The 15,672-nt window shown below is 47.9% G+C and carries 15 protein-coding genes; all 15 read right to left on the reverse strand.

Features of this window, described 5'->3' with window-relative positions; genetic code table 11:
* Positions 1-119: 119 nt before the first annotated feature.
* Positions 120-1,562, reverse strand: coding sequence for an NADH-quinone oxidoreductase subunit NuoN (gene nuoN / locus ACTHTG_RS05345; protein WP_004519130.1), 1,443 nt, complete (start codon positions 1,560-1,562; stop codon positions 120-122).
* Between the two features lie 9 nt (positions 1,563-1,571).
* A complete protein-coding gene (locus ACTHTG_RS05350) occupies positions 1,572-3,068 on the reverse strand; it encodes an NADH-quinone oxidoreductase subunit M (protein ID WP_440360558.1) in 1,497 nt (498 codons plus the stop codon).
* A gap of 36 nt (positions 3,069-3,104) precedes the next feature.
* Entirely contained in the window at positions 3,105-4,820 is a 1,716-nt protein-coding gene (locus ACTHTG_RS05355; protein ID WP_440360559.1) for a DUF262 domain-containing protein, read from the reverse strand.
* Between the two features lie 74 nt (positions 4,821-4,894).
* Positions 4,895-5,215, reverse strand: a complete 321-nt coding sequence (locus ACTHTG_RS05360; RefSeq protein ID WP_440360560.1) for a cupin — start codon at positions 5,213-5,215, stop codon at positions 4,895-4,897.
* Positions 5,216-5,291: 76 nt separating this feature from the next.
* Positions 5,292-5,597, reverse strand: a complete 306-nt coding sequence (locus tag ACTHTG_RS05365) for a chorismate mutase (RefSeq protein WP_440360561.1) — start codon at positions 5,595-5,597, stop codon at positions 5,292-5,294.
* 73 nt (positions 5,598-5,670) lie between these two features.
* The gene (nuoL, locus tag ACTHTG_RS05370) at positions 5,671-7,695 is read right to left on the reverse strand and encodes an NADH-quinone oxidoreductase subunit L (protein WP_440360562.1); all 2,025 of its coding nucleotides are present in this window, start codon (positions 7,693-7,695) and stop codon (positions 5,671-5,673) included.
* Between the two features lie 2 nt (positions 7,696-7,697).
* A complete protein-coding gene (gene nuoK, locus ACTHTG_RS05375; protein ID WP_004519135.1) occupies positions 7,698-8,003 on the reverse strand; it encodes an NADH-quinone oxidoreductase subunit NuoK in 306 nt (101 codons plus the stop codon).
* A complete protein-coding gene (locus tag ACTHTG_RS05380) occupies positions 8,000-8,671 on the reverse strand; it encodes an NADH-quinone oxidoreductase subunit J (RefSeq protein WP_440360563.1) in 672 nt (223 codons plus the stop codon). The genes nuoK and ACTHTG_RS05380 overlap by 4 nt, the downstream gene beginning before the upstream one ends.
* An 11-nt stretch (positions 8,672-8,682) precedes the next feature.
* Positions 8,683-9,162, reverse strand: coding sequence for an NADH-quinone oxidoreductase subunit NuoI (gene nuoI, locus ACTHTG_RS05385; RefSeq protein WP_002218650.1), 480 nt, complete (start codon positions 9,160-9,162; stop codon positions 8,683-8,685).
* A 72-nt stretch (positions 9,163-9,234) separates the two neighbouring features.
* Positions 9,235-9,864, reverse strand: a complete 630-nt coding sequence (locus ACTHTG_RS05390) for a dual OB domain-containing protein (protein ID WP_440360564.1) — start codon at positions 9,862-9,864, stop codon at positions 9,235-9,237.
* Complete coding sequence (locus ACTHTG_RS05395) at positions 9,848-10,318, reverse strand: DUF488 domain-containing protein (RefSeq protein ID WP_440360565.1); 471 nt, start codon at positions 10,316-10,318, stop codon at positions 9,848-9,850. Before ACTHTG_RS05395 ends, ACTHTG_RS05390 begins: the two co-directional genes overlap by 17 nt.
* A gap of 2 nt (positions 10,319-10,320) precedes the next feature.
* On the reverse strand, positions 10,321-10,875 hold the full coding sequence (locus ACTHTG_RS05400) for a DUF488 domain-containing protein (RefSeq protein ID WP_440360566.1): 555 nt from the start codon (positions 10,873-10,875) through the stop codon (positions 10,321-10,323).
* A gap of 59 nt (positions 10,876-10,934) precedes the next feature.
* A complete protein-coding gene (gene nuoH, locus ACTHTG_RS05405) occupies positions 10,935-12,011 on the reverse strand; it encodes an NADH-quinone oxidoreductase subunit NuoH (RefSeq protein WP_003776119.1) in 1,077 nt (358 codons plus the stop codon).
* 2 nt (positions 12,012-12,013) lie between these two features.
* Positions 12,014-14,275 carry an NADH-quinone oxidoreductase subunit NuoG gene (nuoG, locus tag ACTHTG_RS05410; RefSeq protein ID WP_308538570.1) on the reverse strand — a complete coding sequence of 754 codons (2,262 nt, stop codon included), beginning with the start codon at positions 14,273-14,275 and terminating at the stop codon, positions 12,014-12,016.
* Between the two features lie 58 nt (positions 14,276-14,333).
* A complete protein-coding gene (gene nuoF / locus ACTHTG_RS05415; RefSeq protein WP_003686543.1) occupies positions 14,334-15,629 on the reverse strand; it encodes an NADH-quinone oxidoreductase subunit NuoF in 1,296 nt (431 codons plus the stop codon).
* Positions 15,630-15,672 lie beyond the last annotated feature (43 nt).

The following is a 15,672-nucleotide window of genomic DNA, read 5'->3' on the forward strand; positions in this document are numbered from 1 at the left end:
CCCGCTTGATGATTGCTCAAAGGCTTGAGGCCGTCTGAACTTTGGGTATATTTCATCCGAATGCGAATCCTAACAAAAACGGCGGCTTTGGAACAGCCGCCGTTGGTTTTGTTTGAAGCTTACAGGGTATTTATCAATGCTTTGGCACACCAGTCGATAACGGTTTGCGGCATGATACCCCACAGGAGCAGTAGGAAGGCATTGACCGTCAGGACAAATTTGGCGGCATAGTTGCTGCCGACCGGCTGGTCATGATCAGGTGCATCGAAGTAGATGACTTTGACCACGCGCAGGTAGTAGAACGCACCAATCAGCGACATGATGACGGCAAATACGGACAACCAAACATGGCCTTGTTTCAAGAGAGCCATAATCACGCCGAATTTGGCGTAGAAGCCCATCAGCGGCGGAATACCCGCCATGGAGAACATAGACAGCAACATCAGGAAGGCAAACCATGCATGGCGTTGGTTAAGGCCTGCGAGGTCTTTGATGTTTTCACATTCAATGTCTTTGGTGGACAATACCATCAAAACACCGAAGCTGACTGCCGCCATCAAAGCATAGGTAATGGCGTAATACAAACCTGCAGTAAAGCCGACTGCGCCTGCCATAAACGCCAACAGGATAAAGCCCATGTGCGATACGGTAGAATAGGCAAGCATACGTTTGATATTGGTTTGCATGATGGCGGCAAGGTTACCGACCACCAAAGAAGCAACGGCAAGAATGGCCAACATCGGCGCCCAGTCTGAATGTATGGTACCCATACCGGTAACAAGGATACGGAACGCAAAGACAACGGCGGCGATTTTCGGAGCCGTACCCACAAAGGCGGTAACAGAGGTCGGCGCACCATCGTACACATCGGGTACCCACATATGGAATGGAACCGCACCCAATTTAAATGCAATGGCGACTACGATAAATACCATACCCAATTTCAACAACCATTCATTGGCCTGCTCATTGAAAGCAGAAGCCAAGACGGAAGCAAAATCAAGGGAACCGGTGGCGCCGTAAACCATAGAAATACCATAGAGCAGCAAACCGGAGGCCAACGCGCCCAATACGAAGTATTTCAGCGCGGCCTCGGCAGAGCGGCCGGAGTCGCGGCGCAGGGCAATCATGGCGTACAGCGACAAAGACAACAATTCCAAACCGATATACGCAGTCAAGAAATGTGCCGAGCTGACCATGACGCTCATACCCAACAGGGCAAACAATGACAGGGTGTAAAACTCGCCTTTAAAGATTTGGCGGTCTTGGTTGTACGGTTTACTGTAAATAAACAGACCAAACGTCAGCGCATACAGCACCAGTTTTGCCAAACGGGACATGCCATCTGCAATATACATACCGTGAAAGGCATCGACACTACCCTGCTCCCATACCGCCAATTGGGTGACGGCCACGATGATGACCGTTCCCAAACTCATCAGATGGGTCAGATAGCGGCTTTTATCGCAAATCCACAAGTCTGCCAGCAATACGACACCCAATAGCGCAAGCAGCACGATTTCGGGCATGGCGGGCATTAAATTCAAATCAGACCAGTTCATTTACACACCTCAAATCTTGCTTTGTGCCACATGGGCAATCAAATCGTTTGCCGCTTGATGCACTACTTCGATAAACGCTTGCGGATACAGACCCATGCCCAATACAGCAACCGCCAAAATCGCCAAAATCGCAAATTCGCGGCAATTGATGTCTTTCATTTCGGCAACGTGCGGATTGTGAATCGCACCAAAAATAACGCGTTTGTACATCCACAGGGTATAAGACGCACCGTAAATCAGAGTCATAGCAGCCAACGCACCTACCCAGAAATTCACTTTAACCGCGCCCATAATCACCATAAACTCGCCCACAAAGCCGGAAGTTGCAGGCAGACCGGCATTGGCCATACCGAACAACATCATAAACGCCGCAAACTTAGGCATCACATTGACCACGCCGCCATAATCGGCAATATTGCGGGTATGCAGGCGGTCGTACATCACGCCGATACACATAAACATCGCGGCGGACACAAAACCGTGGGAAATCATTTGAATGATTGCGCCTTTCAATGCCCAGTCATTCAGTTGGCCGTTCACAAACAGGAACATGCCTAAAGTGACAAAACCCATATGGCTGATGGAAGAGTACGCCACCAGTTTTTTCATATCGGTTTGCACCAAAGCCACCATACCGATGTAAATCACGGCAATCAGGCTCAATACGATGATCACAGGGGCAAAATAGCGTGCCGCGTCCGGCATAATCGGCAGGATAAAGCGCAAGAAACCATACGCACCCAGTTTCAGCGTAATTGCTGCCAACACCATCGAACCGCCGGTCGGCGCTTCAACGTGGGCATCCGGCAACCAAGTGTGCACAGGGAACATCGGCACTTTTACGGCAAATGACAGGAAGAATGCCACAAACAAAAGCTGCTGTACGCCCAACGGAATCTGTTTGATGTTTTGGAAATCGACAATAGAGAAGCTGCCTGTTTGATAGTACAGGTAAACCATGGCAACCAGCATCAAGAGCGAACCCATCAGCGTATAGAGGAACAGCTTGACCGACGCATAGACGCGGCGCGGACCGCCCCATACACCGATAATCAGGTACAGCGGAATCAGCATACCCTCGAAGAACACATAAAACAGAATCGCATCCTGCGCGGCAAACGCGCCGTTAATCAAACCCGACATCATCAGGAATGCCGCCATATACTGCGCCGGACGTTTCTGAATGACTTCCCAACCGGCCAATACCACCAACAGCGTAATAAACGCATTCAAGATGATAAAGAGCACTGAAATACCGTCCACGCCCAATGCGTAGTTGATTTTCAGAAGCGGAATCCACTCGTGGAACTCGGTAAACTGATAGCCGCCGCTCAAACGGTCGAAACCGGTAAACAAGGGCAGCGTTACCAAGAAACCGGCAAGCGCACCCATGAAGGCAAGCACACGCGCCAGCGGCGCACGGCTGTCTTTACCGGTCGCCAAAACCAGCACACCTGCGGCAATGGGTATCCATATTGCCAAGCTGAGAAGATGGTTAGAAAACATTGCGTTACCTGTTTGGTTTGGAGGTTATTGGAAAAGTTAATTTTTTTTGGGGATGCTGGCTGCTTCAAAACAATTATCGAAAAACTGTTTCAATCTATCCACAATCTGCTGCTGGCGTTTCTGAATATCACTCGGCAACCAATCATTGGCATTTTCACCTGCTAATTTACGCACTTCAACAATATCGGATTTTTGATAGTGCTCCTTTTTCTTACCAAAATAGCCGTTACCTGCCTGAATATTTAACCGTTTTTCAAAAACAATTTTATTACCTAATTGTTCTAAATATTGTTCCGCATCTATGATTGACCAACCATTATAGTTAGTTTCCTGCCATTTTTTCGGAAAGATATGTTCGATTTCAGTTTTAGTTGGCAATAATTTCTGCTCTTTATCAAATAGATAAGCATTAATCATTAACAACCCTTTAGTTATACGTCCTGTATTTTGTTCATAGTGTATGGGTGCAGGCATAACATATGATAAAGCGTTTTTCTCACCGTGATAAATCGCAACACATAATTTATAAATATCATCTTTAATTGCGGTTACGGTTGGCGCAACTAAAAATTTAGCATACAAAAATGCAGTAAGCTGTTTTAATAATGCTGCAAAATCATCTTTAAAGGATTGCGCACCCTTGTTTGCAATGAAGAACACACTCGCGGCGTATTTCCAAAACTCATTAGGATAGACATTCAGACATTGCAGCCACTTGGCCGCCTCGTCATTTACAAAGTTCGAAGTTTCCACGTCTTGGTTAGTTTTGCTGTTGTTAATATCCTGCCAAAATCCAGCCAGCTCAATTAAGTGATTGAACAAATTTTCGTTTTCCAACTGTTTGTTTCGGTCGTCAGTATAAAAACGGCGAAGCCCAATTTCTTTATCCGTAATCTTTTCTTTCGCCCTTAATACATGGGTGTAATAGCGGAACAAATCATCTACGGAAATAGATGCACCCTCTGCCAACGCAACAAGTTCCTTCCATTGTTCAACAAATTTATCTTTCTGCTGCGCCATCTTATAAAGCCTGGCTTTAAAAATATCTGCATCCGACAAAGGCAAGCCCCTATCGTTTAATGTGGAAAATATGGTTAATGCACTATTTAAACTGTCACTTTCAATCGGAAGTAAAATACAGTCATTCAAAATAGTTAAACAAAGATGATACCAATCCATTGGGTTGGTTCTGGCGTATTCTTGGCACTGTTTCAGGAAATACAAATAATTAACAGCGTAATTAGAACGACACTCTTCTGAGATTTCACCGTTTGCCAAAATCTCGTGCAAAATTTCGTTATCTGTTTCTGTGGCAACTTGCGTATGCAGCCGGATTGCGGTTCTATCGGTAATTTCAGCCGTTAGAACATCAACATCCCAAATACAGGGGGCAATTTTGCTTTTAAGTGTGGTAATTTTGGCTGCGGTATCGGGGGTACTTTCCGTTTGCTCTAAAACTCGATAAAACGCACGCAATAACAGCAGTAATGATGTTAAACGCTGTTGCCCATCAATTACTTCCAAATTACCTTTTTCATTGGGGCAAACGACGATTGTACCAAGAAAATATTCTTCATTTTTTCCTGTGGACGACTGACGAAAATCCACAATATCAGACCATAATACGGCGCATTTTTCGGTATCCCAGCGATAGGGGCGTTGATATTCAGGAATGATAAAATATTTTTCCTGCATATCTTGATTACCTAGCAGATTAATAATTTTTTTACTGCTCACATTTAGATTTGCCATGATTAAAGTCTCGTTGATAGATTTATGATTTTCAGGCTACCTGAAAAAGCACATAATACTTATGCGTATCCGCCCTAAACACTGCCTTCTTTCTCAATCACTAAAATCCGCGCTTCGCCGCGCGGGTGGGCGACGTGTTCCGCACCGATTCCTGCATAGAAGATATCTCCGCTTTTTAAACGAACGATGTGTTCTTCGCCGTTTTCTCGGTAGTGCATCTCAACTTCGCCATCCATCACAGCAAACACTTCCTCGCCGTCGTTGATGTGCCATGTGTAGGGCTGGTTCGTCCAGTGCAGGCGTACGGTGGTGCCGTTCATATTGGCGATGTCGAGTGCGCCCCATGCGCGGGAAGCGGTAAATTCGGCGGAGCGGATGGTTTGTGTGTCCGACATGGTTTTTTCTCGCCTTTATATTTCAGACGGCCTCTTCCCTATTTTTCTTGTCAAAACCGTTATCCGAAGATTTTGACTACGCCCCGTCGGTACGGTTGGTGTCCATCTCAAGTTTAATGAACGCATCAATCATGCTGCGCCAAATTGCTTCTGCTACTTCAGGCGACAAACCGGCCTTTTCGGCATAAGCGCGGCGCGAGGAAATCACTTGAGCCACCCGTTCAGGCGCGGAAACCGCCCGCACATCGTTTTTAGGTTTCAGACGACCAGCCTGCCGTACCAATTTCTGCCGACGGGCGAGTAATTCGATTAATCCCTTGTCCAAACCATCAATGGCTTCGCGGACTTCGTCCAGGGTTTGCGGTAATTTGTCTTCAATCATTGTTGCTCAAATTTTCTTTTTTAGACGGCCCCTATACACACAAACTATAGATAGGCCGTCTGAAATCCCGCTTTTATCGGAACAATCCCCAGAAGGTCATGCCGAGCAGTACCAATACGCCGAATACCATAGCGGCGGCGTAGGTGTAGATAAAGCCAGTTTGGACTTTGCGTACCTGCGCGGCAATCGCGCCGACCAGTTTGGCAGAGCCGTTGACGATACCGTTGTCGATAATGGCGGTATCGCCGACTTTCCAGAAGAAAGTACCCAATGCGCGCGTGCCTTTAGCGAAGACGTTGAAATACAGGGCGTCGAGGTAGTATTTGTTTTCAAACAAAACGTAAATCGGACGGAATGTCTGTGCAATTTTCGCAGGCAGGTGCGGCAGTTTGACGTACAGGAGCCATGCGCTCAATACACCTGCAATAGCGAGGTAGAGTACAGGCGAATGCAGGCTGTGAGACACCATTGCCAATGCGCCGTGGAACTCTTCCTTCATGATGTGCATGGTCGGATGCGCGTCGGCGTTGACGAAAATCACGTCTTTGAAGAAATCGCCGTAAAGCATAGGCTCAATGGCAACATAGCCGATGATGACGGACGGAATGGCAAGCAAAATCAAAGGCAGGGTAACAACCAATGGACTTTCGTGCGGATTGTCGTTTTTGCCCAAGCCGTGATGTTCTTCACCATGATGATCGTCATGATGTTCAGGCAGGCTGCGCCATTTCTCTTCGCCGTGGAACACCATAAAGTATTGGCGGAACGCATAGAACGCAGTAACAAAAACGCTGGCGAGGACGGCAAAATAAGCAAAGCCGCTACCCGGCAGGGTGCTGTATTTGGCTGCTTCGATAATCGAATCTTTGGAATAGAAGCCGGAGAAGAACGGCGTACCAATCAGCGACAAGTTACCGATCAGCATGGTCAGCCAAGTAATCGGCATGTATTTTTTCAGGTTGCCCATGTGGCGCATGTCTTGGTCGTGGTGCATACCGATAATCGCGCTACCTGCGGCCAAGAACAATAAGGCTTTAAAGAAAGCGTGGGTCATCACATGGAACATCGCCACGGAATAGGCGGACGCGCCCAAAGCCACAGTCATATAGCCCAGTTGCGACAGGGTGGAATACGCAACCACGCGCTTGATGTCGTTTTGAATCACGCCCAAGAAGCCCATAAACAGGGCGGTAATCGCACCGATTACCATGATGACTGACAGCGCAGTGCTGCTCATCTCATAAATCGGAGACATACGTGATACCATGAACAGACCTGCCGTAACCATGGTTGCGGCGTGAATCAATGCAGAAATCGGGGTCGGACCTTCCATCGAATCAGGCAGCCAGACGTGCAGCGGGAATTGTGCCGATTTACCCATCGCACCGACAAACAGAAGCAAACAGGTTACAGTAATCAAAGACCATTCCACACCGGGGAACAATTGGATAGTGGCCGTCTGAACATTAGGCAGATAAGCGAATACATCTTGATAGCGCAAGCTGCCGCCGAAATAGGCAAGCACCAAACCGATACCGAGCAAAAAGCCGAAGTCGCCGACACGGTTGATCAAAAAGGCTTTCAGGTTGGCAAAAGTCGCGCTCGGACGTTTGAAATAGAAACCGATCAAGAGATACGACACCAAGCCCACAGCTTCCCAGCCGAAGAAGAGCTGGATGAAGTTGTTGCTCATAATCAGCATCAACATGCTGAAAGTAAACAAAGAAATATAGCTGAAGAAGCGTTGGTAGCCGACTTTTTCGTCGTGCATATAACCGATGGTGTAGATATGCACCATCAACGACACGCCGGTTACTACGACCATCATCATCGCCGTCATCGTATCGACCAAGAAGCCGACGGAGAAATCCAAACCGCCCATTGTCAGCCAGGTATAGACGTTCTCGTCAAACTTGGCACGGCTACCATTGAGGAATCCCCACAGCACATAAGCCGACAGCACGGCAGACACCGCCACGCCGAGTATCGTAACCGTATGCGCGCCGGCACGTCCGATTTTGTTGCCGAACAAACCCGCAATCAGCGAGCCTGCCAACGGAACAAGGGCAATTATCAAATATAAAGTCATATCGTTCATGATTACCCTTTCAACTCATCCAAATCGGCAACGTTGATTGTTTGTCGGTTGCGGTACACCAATACCATAATCGCCAAACCGATGGCAGATTCGGCAGCGGCAACGGTCAGTACGAAGAATACGAAAATCTGTCCGGCAGTATCGCCCAAATATTGCGAGAAGGCGATAAAGTTGAAGTTCACCGCCAAAAGCATCAGCTCGATGGACATCAGCAATACCAGCACGTTTTTGCGGTTCATGAAGATACCCATTGCGCTGATACCGAACAGGAGCGCACCCAATACCAGATAATGCGTCAAGGTAATCATGCTTTGCCCTCCTCTTCCGGCTTAAGGCCGTCTGAAACTTCGTTTTCTTCGAGAGATTCGACTTGCGGTTTCACGGCTTCCATTTTCACCAAGCGCATACGACCTTGGTCGGCGCGCACTTTAACTTGGTCGGCAGGATCCATGCGTTTCGGATTGGTGGTTTTACGGTGAACCAGCGCAATCGCCGCCACCATACCCAACAGCAGCAATACCGCCGCCAGCTCAAACGGCAGCAGATAATCGGTATAAATACGGCTGCCCAAATCACGGATATTGTTGTAATCCGCAGGAATGTCTTTCATCAGACCAAACGCGGCAAGGTCGGTTTTCGGGTTGACCAGAATCAGAATCAGGGCAACCGCCAACAACGTACCGACCACACCGGCAACAGGCGCATGACGCCAGAAACCGGCGCGCATTTCCTCGATGTCGATGTTCAGCATCATCACGACGAACAGGAACAGCACCATCACGGCGCCGACATATACAACCACCAGCGTAACGCCCAAAAACTCAGCCTGCATCAGCATCCAAATCATCGCGCTCACGCAGAAAGTCAGCACCAGATGCAAAGCGGCGTGGACAGGGTTTTTCGCGGTAACGGTACGCAGCGCGCCGTATAGGACGATGGCGGCAAGGATATAGAACAGAATCGCGGAAAAAGTCATTCGTCTGCTCCTTAACGGTACGGCGCGTCAGCGGCTTTGCGTTTGGCGATTTCAGCTTCGTATTTGTCGCCAATGGCCAAAAGAATCGGCTTGGTCATGTGCAAGTCGCCTTTTTTCTCGCCGTGGTATTCAAAAATATGCGTTTCCACAATCGCATCGGTCGGACACGCCTCTTCGCAGAAGCCGCAGAAGATACACTTGGTCAGATCGATATCGTAACGCTTGGTGCGGCGCGTGCCGTCTTCGCGTTCTTCCGATTCGATGTTGATCGCCATTGCGGGGCAAACGGCTTCACACAATTTACATGCGATGCAACGCTCTTCGCCATTCGGATAACGGCGTTGCGCGTGCAGACCGCGGAAACGCACGGATTGCGGCGTTTTCTCTTCGGGGAAATAAATTGTGTCTTTGCGGGCAAAAAAGTTTTTGAGCGTTACGCCCAAGCCTTTTACCAATTCGCCTAAAAGAAAGGTTTTTACTAAGTTAGCCATAACGTACACCCTACTCTTTTAGAGTAGATTATTTTTTAATTGAAATTAGATTTCAGATACCTGGGAATATATTTAATAAACTGCGGATAATTGTAAATAAGCTCTAGCTACATCAAGATTACCATTGCCATCCCACCACCGCGCAAGTGAGAACCGTACATACCTACCTGCAGTAATTTTTCTCAAACCACCAATATCATTGACACCAACATATGGTACGGTAAAAGTACATATACCATCAATGTAATAGAATCTTTGCTCATCATATTTCGATAAAAATAAATCATGATTCAAGCTGGCCACTACCACACTATAATTCGGTAAGTTCATACTATTTTTTAACAAAAAAGCTTTGTTATGCTCCCAATTCAATGCTCCATCAAACAAATCACGAATATGAATATTAGAAATAGCAATTCTATTCAAAAATTTTTGTAATTGCTCCCTTGTTAAAGTACCAAGAAAACAACTATTTTGAACACAAACATCTTCGCAATGTGGTAGAACAAGTCCTTCTCTATTTTCATATTCAACCGAATACACTTGACCCACTTGATATGGGCTATCTTCATTTTGATTTTCAGCATTTTCAGTTAATAGGCGAATGTATCTATTTGAATCACTGTCAAATGCACCAATACAAACATGACCTTTCATTTGTGTTCGAGCTAAAATTACTACATTCTTAGAAACAGTAACCATCTAATTTAAATTCCTGTTTTAACTTATTCACAATCAGCGTTCTATGACAGGCTGAACAATTTTGCTCTACACAAAAAAATGTAACCTTTTCTGAATTAAATTGGTTAATAAAATTTTTGAAATCAAAATTTTTCAGAATTTTATCATCATATAATTCAATAAATTTACTCCCTAAACATTCACGTTTTTGTTTGGATTGATTAGTTAATAAATCATTCTTCTTTTGTGCTTCACGAATTTCATTAGTTGGTGCTAATTCTTTAATGTGAATATAATTAATGCCTAATTCATTTAATTTATTTTGCAGATAAATGCTATTTGCAAAAGCATACTTATTGCCACGCATGCCACGTCGCTGGCGTACATCTACAAATAACGTAATTTTTTTATCTAATAATTTTTGAAAAAATTCAGCTTCTGTATTACCGTATACACCAGTTGCAGTAACAAACATTTCTAATACACTCCTATTGATTTAAATTCAAACACATTACCAAATATATCTTCTTCATAGCCCCCAGTAACTTGTACCATTACATCCTGTTGACTCACGAGATTTCCTTTTTCATCAATATGCTGAATATCAATATTTCTATCACTTAAGTAACGACCAATCATTTTACTTCTATGGCATTCGCAAGGTCTAAGCTCGCTACACATACAAGCTACTTTTAAATTTTTATTGTATGCTGTAATCAACCTATTTGCGGAAACAATAAAACTATCTGTCTTCATTACTTCTTCATACAAAACATGCCCATCATCATCATAACAAGCACGATTAACGGGCTTACCACCTAAAGTATCGCCTAAAAACAGATAGGTTACTGAATATTCTCTACAAAAATTTTCCAATATTCCACGGTTAAAATTCGGATTAAAGCGAGAGAATGGATTAGTTCGCACGTCTATTAAGTAATCTATTTCATATTTTTTTAATAATCCAAAAAAAGTTTCTACTTGTCTATTACCATGTCCAATACTATAAATTGGGAATTTAACTTCTGCCATGATAAAACTCCTAAAACAATCACATAATATTTTCAGGCTGCCTGAAGCCCCAACTTATATCATTTCCACAAATTCAGCGGTGAAATCATCCACAGACCCAAAATCACGATGTAGGCGAAGCCGATGGGAATCAGCACTTTCCAACCCAAACGCATGATTTGGTCGTAGCGGTAGCGCGGGAAGGTGGCGCGTATCCACAGATACCAGTACAGCACAGCCGCCATTTTCACGAACATCCAGAACGCGGAAGGCGTGCCGACAATGCCCCAGCTTTGCGGGAATGGGGACAGCCAGCCGCCGAGGAACATCAGCGATGTCAGCGCGGCAATCAGAATCATGAAAATGTATTCGGCAAGGAAGAACAGCGCGAACGCGAAGCCGGAATATTCGACGTGGTGTCCGGCAACGATTTCGGACTCGCCCTCTGCCACGTCAAACGGTGCGCGGTTGGTTTCGGCAACGGCGGAAATCAGATAGACGATGAAGATGGGGAACAGCGGCAGCCAGTTCCAAGAGAATACCGAACCGCCGGCAATACCTTTGGCTTGTGCGGCAACGATGTCGGAGAAGTTCATGCTGCCCGACACCATCACGACACACACCAGCGCGGCGCTCATGGCGATTTCGTAAGAGATACTTTGCGCGGAAGCACGCATTGCGCCCAAGAACGAATATTTGGAGTTGGAAGCCCAGCCCGCGATGATCACGCCGTAAACCGACAGCGAGGTAATCATCAGGATGTACAAAAGACCGATATTGATATTGGTCAGTACCCATTCTTCGTTGAACGGAATCACTGCCCATGCCGCGAAAGACGGGGCGAGCGACATAATCGGGCCGATGTAGAACAGGGCTTTGTTTGACAGCTTCGGACGGGTTACCTCTTTAAACAAGAGTTTGAACACGTCGGCAAACGGCTGAATCAGACCCCACGGGCCGGTTACGTTTGGGCCAACGCGAAGCTGCATAAAGCCGATGACTTTACGTTCGAAATACGTCAGGTAGGCAACGGTCAGAATCAGCGGAATCAGGATAATCACGATTTTGACGATGACGGATACCACCAAGCCTACGGTAATACCCAAATCGCCCAGACCGAGCGTTGCGGCAAAGAGGTTTTGGAACCATTCTTGCATGATCAAGCTCCCGCCAGTTCAATAGTGTCCATCAACGCACCCAGCGCGGCATTTTCGGTATGCAGCGGCAGATGCACCACGTTTTCAGGCAAACCGGCATCAGCTTTGACGGCAACCAATACGCTTGCGCCGTTTTGTTTGGCAACAACAGTTTGTCCGTCTTGCAGGCCCAAGCGTGCCAATGTGTTTGGATTTACACGCGCGGCAGGCACGGCGGCATGGCTGGTTTCTTGCAACGGTGCGGAACGGCGCACGATAGAATCAGTGTGATAAATACCGACGCCGCCGACACGGACGAGGCGGTCTGAGGCCGTCTGAACGCCATCCCCTACCCATGTGCTGCGGTTGTCCAGTTTAGACGGCAGGCTTTCTGCATCCAGCGCATCTTTCAGAATCGCGGAGGTATCGTGGTATTCAAAACCTTTCAGATCAAACAGGTTGCCCAATACGCGCAACACTTTCCACATCGGACGCGAATCGCCGAAGCCTTGTACCACGCCGTGGAAAGATTGCAGACGGCCTTCCATATTGATGAAGCTGCCTGATGTTTCGGTAAACGGCGCAATCGGCAACAATACGTCGCACACGTCCAGCAGCGTTTCGCTGACAAACGGCGTAAACGCCATCACGCTTTTCGCCTGTTTCAACGCTGCCACGGCTTTTGCACCGTCAACTGTATCGATTTCAGGTTCGACGTTGAGCAACAAGACTGCCTGTTTCGGCGCGTTTGCCATTTCGGTAACGCTCTCGCCGGAGTTCACGCCCAATACGTCCGCACCAACGCTGTTGGCGGCTTGCGGCAAAATACCCAGCACTGCGCCGGTTGCGTCTGCCAGCTCTTGCGCGGCGGCGTAAATGGCGGCGTAATCGGGATGGTTTTGCACTTCAGCGCCCAAAATCACCGCTGCTTTTTCAGCGTTTTTCAGGCTGGCGGTAACGGCGTGTTCCGCATTGGCAGACAGGTTTTTCAGACGGCCTGCCCACTCGTCGGGATGTGCGGCTTCTTGAGACAGAAGCGGCATAAACAATTCTTCTTTACTGCTGGCCAATACGCTCAAGGCCATACGGTCTTTGGCGGCGCGGCGCAGGCGGGCGGTCAGGAGTGGCTGTTCTTTGCGCAAGTTTGCGCCGACTACCAATACGGCATCGTTGTCAGCCAAAGATTCAATGCTTTGTCCCAACCATTGTGCACCTTTAAGGCCGTCTGAAAGACGTTTGTCTTGTTGGCGCAGGCGGGTTGCAAAGTTTTTAACGCCCAAGCCGTCGGCAAGTTTTTTGGCCAGATACAGCTCTTCAACCGTATTCATCGGATTGGCCCAAATGCCGACTTGGTTTTGGTTGCCGTCTTTGGCGATACATTCAATCGCGCTGCAGACATATTCCAACGCGGTTTTCCAATCCACGTCCATCCACTCGCCACCCTGTTTGATTTTCGGGTTTTTCAGACGGCTTTCGTGATACAGGCCTTCGTAGGCAAAACGGTCGCGGTCGGACAGCCAGCATTCGTTGATGGCTTCGTTTTCCAACGGCAACACGCGACGGACGGTATGGTCTTTGGTTTGTACAATCAGGTTGCTGCCCAAAGCGTCATGGGCGGAAACGGATTTGCGGCGGTTCAATTCCCAAGTACGCGCGTTGAAGCGGAACGGTTTGCTGGTCAATGCGCCGACAGGACACAAATCGATGACGTTGCCTGACAATTCGGTTTCCACTGCTTTGCCGATAAAAGGCATAATTTCGGAGTATTCGCCGCGGTTGGCCATAGCGATTTCTTGCACGCCGGCGATTTCTTCAGTGAAACGAACGCAACGGGTACAGTGGATACAACGGCTCATTTCCTCGGCGGAAACCAAAGGACCCATATCCTTGCCGACGACGGAACGTTTTTCTTCGGTATAACGGCTGGTGGTTTTGCCGTAGCCCATCGCCAAATCCTGCAACTGGCATTCGCCGCCTTGGTCGCAGGTCGGACAATCAAGCGGATGGTTGATGAGCAGGAACTCCATCACGCCTTCTTGCGCCTCTCGGGCTTTTGCCGAATGCGTACGCACAATCATGCCGTCTGTAACCGGCGTGGCACAGGCGGGCAGGGGTTTGGGGGCTTTTTCCACGTCCACCAAACACATACGGCAGTTGGCGGCGATGGAAAGTTTTTTGTGGTAACAGAAATGCGGGATATAAGTACCGAGCTTGTGCGCGGCTTCAATCACCGTCGCGCCCTGCTCCACAGATACCTGTTTGCCGTCGATTTCGATTTGTAACATGGTTCGTTCCTAGTTACGGGTATTTAATAAATAATTCTTTTAGAGGCCGTCTGAAAACTTAGCACCACTTATTCGGTTTCATCGGTCCGCCGTGTTCGATGTAATGCACAAACTCATCACGGAAATGCTTGGTAAAGCTGCGGACAGGGAAGACGGCGGCATCGGCAAGGGCGCAGATAGTGCGGCCTGCCATTTGGTTGCCGACGGAATCCAGCAAATCCAAGTCTTCCATGCGGCCTTTGCCTTCTACGATGCGGTGGACGATGCGGTAAAGCCAGCCAGTACCTTCACGACAAGGCGTACATTGGCCGCAAGACTCGTCGTAGTAGAAGTAGCTCAGGCGTTCAAGGGCTTTCACCATGCACACGTCTTCGTCCATGACGATAATCGCGCCGGAACCCAACATCGAGCCTGCTTTGGAAATCGAGTCATAGTCCATATTGGTCTGCATCATGATATCGGCAGGCAACACGGGCGCGGACGAACCGCCGGGAATGACGGCTTTAAGTTTTTTACCGCCGCGCATACCGCCCGCCATTTTCAGGACTTCGGCAAACGGCGTGCCCAACGGCACTTCATAGTTGCCTGGACGCTCGACATGACCGGAAATACAGAACAATTTGGTACCGCCTGCATTCGGAATACCTTTATCGGCAAATGCCTGTCCGCCGTCACGGATAATGAAGGGGACGGAGGAGAACGTTTCGGTATTGTTGATGGTAGTCGGTTTGCCGTACAGGCCGAACGAAGCAGGGAATGGTGGTTTAAAGCGAGGCTGGCCTTTTTTGCCTTCCAGCGATTCGAGCAATGCGGTTTCTTCGCCGCAAATATATGCGCCGTAGCCGTGGTGGGCGAAGAGTTCAAATTCAAAATCCGAACCCAAAATATTTTTACCCAAAAAGCCTGCGGCACGCGCCTGCTCCAAAGCGGCTTCAAAACGTTGGTAGCCTTCGAAAATTTCGCCGTGGATGTAGTTGTAGCCGGCTTTCGCACCCATCGCGTAACCGGCGATAATCATGCCTTCAATCAGGGCATGAGGATTGAACATGATGATGTCGCGGTCTTTAAATGTACCCGGCTCGCCTTCGTCGGTGTTACAAACCACATATTTTTCGCCCGGGAAGGAACGGGGCATAAAGCTCCATTTTAAACCGGTCGGGAAGCCCGCACCGCCACGACCGCGCAAGCCAGAGGTTTTGACTTCGTCAATCACATCGGTTTGCGAGATGTTTTCGGACAGGATTTTACGCAGGGCGGTATAACCGCCACGTTTGACGTATTCGTCCAATGTCCAGCAATCGGGATTGGCGGTATCCACTTGGTCAAAAATCACGCCTGATTGGTAAATAGCCATTTTTGGTGTGCCTGTTCGTTTTCGTATCGGTTGCAGCCGTTGT

The organism is Neisseria sp. P0017.S009, assembly GCF_051957375.1.
GTDB classification, from domain to species: Bacteria; Pseudomonadota; Gammaproteobacteria; order Burkholderiales; family Neisseriaceae; genus Neisseria; species Neisseria perflava.

Bases quoted from the DNA above. Each gene is read 5' to 3' on its own strand.
- ACTHTG_RS05365 (WP_440360561.1), bottom strand. From the start codon at position 5,597: ATGATTGAAGACAAATTACCGCAAACCCTGGACGAAGTCCGCGAAGCC.
- nuoH (WP_003776119.1), bottom strand. From the start codon at position 12,011: ATGCAAGAATGGTTCCAAAACCTCTTTGCCGCAACGCTCGGTCTGGGC.
- ACTHTG_RS05360 (WP_440360560.1), bottom strand. From the start codon at position 5,215: ATGTCGGACACACAAACCATCCGCTCCGCCGAATTTACCGCTTCCCGC.
- ACTHTG_RS05355 (WP_440360559.1), bottom strand. From the start codon at position 4,820: ATGGCAAATCTAAATGTGAGCAGTAAAAAAATTATTAATCTGCTAGGT.
- nuoK (WP_004519135.1), bottom strand. From the start codon at position 8,003: ATGATTACCTTGACGCATTATCTGGTATTGGGTGCGCTCCTGTTCGGT.
- ACTHTG_RS05390 (WP_440360564.1), bottom strand. From the start codon at position 9,864: ATGGTTACTGTTTCTAAGAATGTAGTAATTTTAGCTCGAACACAAATG.
- nuoL (WP_440360562.1), bottom strand. From the start codon at position 7,695: ATGAACGATATGACTTTATATTTGATAATTGCCCTTGTTCCGTTGGCA.
- ACTHTG_RS05350 (WP_440360558.1), bottom strand. From the start codon at position 3,068: ATGTTTTCTAACCATCTTCTCAGCTTGGCAATATGGATACCCATTGCC.
- nuoG (WP_308538570.1), bottom strand. From the start codon at position 14,275: ATGTTACAAATCGAAATCGACGGCAAACAGGTATCTGTGGAGCAGGGC.
- ACTHTG_RS05395 (WP_440360565.1), bottom strand. From the start codon at position 10,318: ATGTTTGTTACTGCAACTGGTGTATACGGTAATACAGAAGCTGAATTT.
- nuoN (WP_004519130.1), bottom strand. From the start codon at position 1,562: ATGAACTGGTCTGATTTGAATTTAATGCCCGCCATGCCCGAAATCGTG.
- nuoF (WP_003686543.1), bottom strand. From the start codon at position 15,629: ATGGCTATTTACCAATCAGGCGTGATTTTTGACCAAGTGGATACCGCC.
- nuoI (WP_002218650.1), bottom strand. From the start codon at position 9,162: ATGGCTAACTTAGTAAAAACCTTTCTTTTAGGCGAATTGGTAAAAGGC.
- ACTHTG_RS05380 (WP_440360563.1), bottom strand. From the start codon at position 8,671: ATGACTTTTTCCGCGATTCTGTTCTATATCCTTGCCGCCATCGTCCTA.
- ACTHTG_RS05400 (WP_440360566.1), bottom strand. From the start codon at position 10,875: ATGGCAGAAGTTAAATTCCCAATTTATAGTATTGGACATGGTAATAGA.